This window comes from Methylocaldum sp., assembly GCF_039794385.1.
GTDB lineage: Bacteria > Pseudomonadota > Gammaproteobacteria > Methylococcales > Methylococcaceae > Methylocaldum.
Genome location: NZ_JBDIVO010000308.1, coordinates 1 through 5387, shown reverse-complemented (window position 1 = coordinate 5387; position 5387 = coordinate 1). Strand labels below are relative to the sequence as shown.

Annotated in this window: 6 protein-coding genes; 4 read left to right on the top strand and 2 right to left on the bottom strand. The window is 58.0% G+C overall.

The features are described 5' to 3' along the window. Together ABJK70_RS19380 and ABJK70_RS19375 are read left to right on the top strand one after the other, a co-directional pair. The coding region (locus ABJK70_RS19380; RefSeq protein WP_347258818.1) for an ABC transporter permease subunit at nt 1-426 on the top strand (426 nt) is incomplete at its 5' end. Further along, nucleotides 423-1289, top strand: coding sequence for a phosphate ABC transporter ATP-binding protein (locus tag ABJK70_RS19375; RefSeq protein ID WP_086134724.1), 867 nt, complete (start codon nt 423-425; stop codon nt 1287-1289). The genes ABJK70_RS19380 and ABJK70_RS19375, both read left to right, overlap by 4 nt. A 336-nt stretch (nt 1290-1625) precedes the next feature. Here the strand turns inward: ABJK70_RS19375 and ABJK70_RS19370 are convergent, their stop codons facing one another. Next, a complete protein-coding gene (locus ABJK70_RS19370) occupies nt 1626-1931 on the bottom strand; it encodes a helix-turn-helix domain-containing protein (RefSeq protein ID WP_086134725.1) in 306 nt (101 codons plus the stop codon). Nucleotides 1932-2112: 181 nt separating this feature from the next. On the opposite strand from ABJK70_RS19370, the gene ABJK70_RS19365 reads away from it, so the two are divergent. Together ABJK70_RS19365 and ABJK70_RS19360 are read left to right on the top strand one after the other, a co-directional pair. Then, nucleotides 2113-3027 carry an SRPBCC family protein gene (locus ABJK70_RS19365; RefSeq protein ID WP_347258817.1) on the top strand — a complete coding sequence of 305 codons (915 nt, stop codon included), beginning with the start codon at nt 2113-2115 and terminating at the stop codon, nt 3025-3027. Between the two features lie 124 nt (nt 3028-3151). Then, entirely contained in the window at nt 3152-3643 is a 492-nt protein-coding gene (locus ABJK70_RS19360; RefSeq protein WP_168175404.1) for an SRPBCC family protein, read from the top strand. 705 nt (nt 3644-4348) lie between these two features. Here ABJK70_RS19360 and ABJK70_RS19355 read toward each other — a convergent pair. Beyond that, complete coding sequence (locus ABJK70_RS19355; protein ID WP_086134728.1) at nt 4349-5095, bottom strand: DUF547 domain-containing protein; 747 nt, start codon at nt 5093-5095, stop codon at nt 4349-4351. Between the last annotated feature and the right edge of the window lie 292 nt (nt 5096-5387).

Genomic DNA, 5387 nt, shown 5'->3' with positions numbered 1-5387 from the left:
CTCGCCTGTATGGTGCTGCCCATCCTCATCCGCACCGCGGAAGCCAGCCTGCGCGCCGTGCCCGACGATTGGCGGCTGGGCAGTGCCGCGCTCGGATTGTCGCGCACCGCGGCGCTTCGCCATATCCTGCTGCCGGCGGCGTCATCGGGCCTCGTGGCCGGACTGCTGCTGGGCATCGGCCGAGCGATGGCGGAAACGGCGGCGCTGATCTTCACCAGCGGTTATGTGGATCGCATGCCGTCGTCGCTCCTCGATTCCGGCCGCGCGCTGTCCGTCCACATTTACGACCTGTCGATGAATGTCGCCGGAGGCGACGGCAGTGCCTATGCCTCCGCGCTGGTACTGATCGGCCTGCTCATCCTGATCAACGGCACGGCCTTGTATCTGGCGGAACATTGGCTAAACCGAAGGATCATAGCTCCATGACGCAAACTCTCGACCGACACAGCGGCTGTTCGCCCAGTATCGATGCCGGCACCTACACCGTCGGTCCATTGCAATCCGGTCCGCCCTGTTGTGTACCCGAACCCCTGATCCGGGTGACGAATCTCTCCGTAAGCTACGGCGATCACCCAGCCCTGAAGGATGTAACGCTGGATATCTACAAGGGCTGTATCACAGCGTTGATCGGTCCATCCGGGTGCGGGAAGACGAGTTTTCTGTCTGCGCTCAACCGGCTGACCGACATGATTCCGGGCTGCCGAGTCGAGGGCGGCATCCGTATCGGCGGCCAGGATATACTCGCCCCCCGCCTAGATGTGTCGGCGCTGCGCCGGGAGGTGGGTATGATCTTCCAGAAACCGAATCCCTTTCCGCTGTCCATCCGCCGCAACATCGAGATGCCGCTGCGTGAACACGGCATGAAAAAGCGCGCCGATCTGGACGAAACGCTGGAACGGGTGCTCACCGATGTGGGCCTGTGGGCCGAGGTCAAGGATCGGCTCGACAAGCCGGCCTTGGCTCTGTCCGGCGGTCAGCAGCAGCGCCTGTGCATCGCCCGTGCGCTCGCTCTCGCGCCTTCCGTGCTGCTCACGGACGAGCCCTGCAGCGCCCTCGATCCCATCGCTTCCGGCATCGTAGAAGATATGATCGCCCAGTTGAGGGGACGCTATACCGTGGTCATCGTTACCCACAACCTGGCTCAGGCAAAACGAATCGCCAATTACGCCGCTTTCTTCTGGTTGCGGGAGCGGGGCGGGACTCTCGTCGAATTCGGCCACTGCCGGCAGATCTTCGAGGCTCCGGCGCATGATCTGACGGCGGCCTATGTGAGCGGGATGCGGGGGTGATGTCGATTCGTCACGGCGGTGAGCCATGCATCCACCGTTCGCGCACCTTGGCGATGAAACCCTCCCGGTTCTCCGTCATTTCGCGAATGACCCCGACCGGGGTCAATGCCGTTGAGTTTAAGGCGAATGACGTCACCCCGGCAGGGAAGGGGCCGACTAAAGGCCCGTTTGCGATTGGAATGCCGGGGTCCAGAAGCCATGGATGGCAGAGGCGTGTCACTTCCCTGTGCTCTGGATTCCGGCACAAATTCGCAAGGAGCGAATTTGGACGTGCTAAGCACGGTCCGAAGGACGAGCCCCAGGGAAGGGGCGAGCAATCCCTGCCGGAATGACGCCTTAACTTAACGGCATTGCGACCGGGGCGAGGTCCGTGCCTTTCTCCGTCAGGCGGTAGAGGTATCGCCTGGCATCGGAGGGATCGCGCTGCTTCGCGACGATCACGGAGGATTCGAGTCGTTGCAGCCTATCCGACAGGATATTGGTCGCAATTTTTTCACCCGCGTTCGGAAACTCGTTGTAGGTCTTGCGTCCGAAGAACATCAGATCACGCACGATCAGCAGCGACCAGGTGTCTCCCACAGCTTCGAGCAGGATGTTGATCGGGCAGCCCGAACGCCGCCCGGCAGGCGCTTTTTCTCTCATGAATCGAGCGTACGCAAAACGCTTGCACGTCACAAGCCAAATGCAGATACTTGCAACGTGCAAGCGATTGTCAATCACAGCGCCGGTCGCCAGCTCATGGGAGCAGGAGCACAAAGCCCACTACATCGAAAGTTGGGGCCAAGAATCCATCCCTTGGTCATTCGTCGAAAGGAGATATTAAATGCATGCCGTTTTACCGCTTCGTTTGGCTTTGGCGGCGAACGCCGTCTTTTCACTTTCCTCCGCGCTGCTCATGCTCCTTCGCCCAGCGCTGGTGGGCGAGTGGCTTGGGATACATGCGCCAGCTGTGCTTCAAGTAGTCAGCATCGTCTTGGTCATCTTTGCTGCCGACCTGATCCATCAGGCAACGCGTCAGAGGATCGCAACGTGGCGCGCGCTTTATGCAAGTGCCGCCGATTTCTCGTGGGTAGTAGGCTCCATCGTTTTGTTGCTTGCCTTTCCCAAGCTGTTTTCACCTCTGGGCATTATTCTTGTTCTTGCCGTCGCTGGCGCGGTATTTGTCTTCGGCGCTTGGCAGCTTTGGGCCGTTGGCCGGGCTCACAGGACAGGAAAAAATGGCGATTATCGCCATTGCATTATCGTTGAAACCAATGTACCCGTTGCACAAATGTGGCCGATTGTGGGCAATATTGGCGACATCAAGAAGTACATGCCGTCATTGAAGCGCTCCGTTGTCCTGGAAGGAAAAGCACCTGCTGTCGGGGCTGTCCGATCTTGTGAAGATCACGCGGGCAAACGATGGTCCGAGGAATGTACTGAGTTCAATCCCGGCCACAGTTTCGCCGTGCGCTTTCTTTCAGAAGCTCCGGATTTTCCATTCCCGGCAAAAACAATGTGCGGCGGATGGAAAATCACACCATCGGACGCCGGTTCGCAAGTCATGGTGTGGTGGGAATTGATGCCGAAGAACAGGTTGCTTGCACCGGTCATCCTTCCTCTGTTGGCCTTTCAGGCCGACCGCGATTTCCCAAAGATCATACAGCGCATGGCTGCAAGCGCTTTAGGAAAGAGTAACGAAGTTCACTTGCAATCGATCCCCAAAGTAATGGCGCGTCTTCTGCCGAATTTTTGTTAATCTGGGCTATCCATCTGAAATGACGCCCGACCCATCATTTCACCGGACCTGCGCGAAAAGCGGCGCAGGTCCGGTGAATTCAGGCATTGGTCGTCAACCATTCCCGATCGCAAAAGGAGGTTACATGATTAAGCTGTCCACTTCTGTATGCATCAACGCTCCTGCCTCGGTCGTGTGGGAGAGGCTCGCAGCTTTGGAGGACATACAGCTATGGTCAGAGCCTGTACTCCGTGCCACATGTGATGGACCGGTCGCCCGCGGTGTTGGCGCGGAGCGCACCTGCGAATTGGCGGGAAAGTTAACGATCAAGGAGCGTTGGATCGCATGGGACGAAGGGCGGGCCTTCAAGTACGAAGGGTTTGGAATACCGTTCGTTAAGCGAGCAAGCAATGTTTGGTCGGTACATCCGGACGGCGCGCAACAGGCTTTGCTGGTGTCGGAAGCCGAAATTGAGCTGAAGGGCGGTCTAATTGGAACGCTCCTTGAGCCAGCTATGCTTGCCAGAATGCGAAGAATGGGGGCGCAGTCACTCGCATCCTTCAAGTATTTGGTTGAAAACGGACACCCTTACAAGGGCCATCATGCGGACCTTCCGCCTGCTCCCACCGGGTGTTAGCGGTGCACGAACGCCGCAAGAAACACCCAACCCGGCGTTCGAGAGGGGCGCTACGCTAGAGGGCTTCCTGCGAATGGGAGCCACAGCGAGGCACAGCGGCTTGGTCCAGGAATTCCCGGTGTGTTGCGGGAAGGGAGAACATCGGCCAGTTTTTCTGGACCGAGAACCTGTACTGTTCGAGGCCAACAGTGGAGTAGGTCGGCAATCCTTTGCCGACGAACTCGTTGGCCCAACTGCACCTCGGGAAGGGCGGCTTCGGCGCTCCAATCGCAAACGGTCATCCCAGGAGCGCTGGGATGACCCTTCCAATCGCAAACGGCCTAGCCGGGAGCGTCGGCCAGCCCCTTCCCCGGATGACCGTTTGCGATTGGGAGGGATTCCCGACCTACTCGCGAGTGCCCGTACAGTAGGTATGAAAATGCTCTAATGTTTATACCGATATAGTGAAAGATGGTCGGTAGCCGACTGGCTGGACTGATCCGGCACTATTGGGGCGAACTGCTGTTTGCCGGAGACTTGTGATGTCTGCCGTCGTGGCCAAATAAATGCTGAGGCAGGGGGCGTTCGACAGAACAGATGAATCCATTCCATGTCGTTTCAATCAAAGAGAACACTGATGACACTCGAGACTCTGGCACGGACCCTCTCCGCAGCGTTCTCGTTTTCGCGCTGCTGGACAATGATCTCAACTCCGCTGTTTGGGCGTCATTCGCCGTTCAGCGTCCAGTCATAGGGCAGATTGGCCTTGATCTCCAAGCCTTGCGGCAAGTCCGGGCGATAAGTCCGGATGAATGCCTCGACGCCGCCCTTCTGTTCGAAATCCTCGCCGAACCAGTCGAAGATTTTTGATACCCTTACCGCCGTTCCCTCTACCCGCAGGCCCTTGGTGGGATTATTCAAATAGCTGGCGCTGGCGGAGTCGAGCTGCATATTCAGCTTTGCCGCGGTATAGGGTTCCGGATGTAAATCGGGGCAGCTTTTCGAGGCGCAGACGATGGCCATGTGGATGCGCGGCTCGCCCAGTCTGCGCAGGATGTCGTTCTCGATCTCGTCGAGGCTCAGGGCATTGCCGCCCACATTGCCGACCGGGCGCTTCCACACCGGATTGAGGAGATTGCCGACATCCTTGATGCTCTCAACCGGCCAGTGATCCAGCACGGTCTTGATGGCCAGAATGTTGTAAGCGTTGATGTAGAAGGCCAGCTTTTCCTCGCGGGACTTGAGATTGTCCACGGGAAAGGCAGCGATTTGTGCGATCGCCCGCGTGAACGCCGGATCGCTTTTCAACCCGGTGTAATTCAGCCATGCCAAACGAGTTCCGGCGACGGTGCGCTCGCTGAGGTGTCGCGCGAGAATCTGGCCGTAGTTGCTCCAGTCCGGTTCGGCCGCATACCCAATTCGGAAGGCCAGCGCCATGCTAAGGCCGAATAGGAAAAGCCAGTGCCTCGCCATAGATCGAGTCCTCTTACAATTGAAAGTTTGTCCCTTAGTCGCTGGCCGGGGCCGAACCTTACGACTGATTTGGCCGAAGAGTTCAAAAGTGCGTGAAATATACGTTTCCTTGCGAGGCGCGCATCGAGAAATTCCAGCCGGCTTGTTGCCCGCAAAGTGCAAAGGTTAAAGTGAAAAGGCACCAGAACAATGGCCCGAAGCGAACAAGAAAACCGAAGGGGCATGCCTTGACCGATGACACGCTGATACAACACCGCCCGATATTGTTCCGCTATGCGCTGCTGCATCTGCG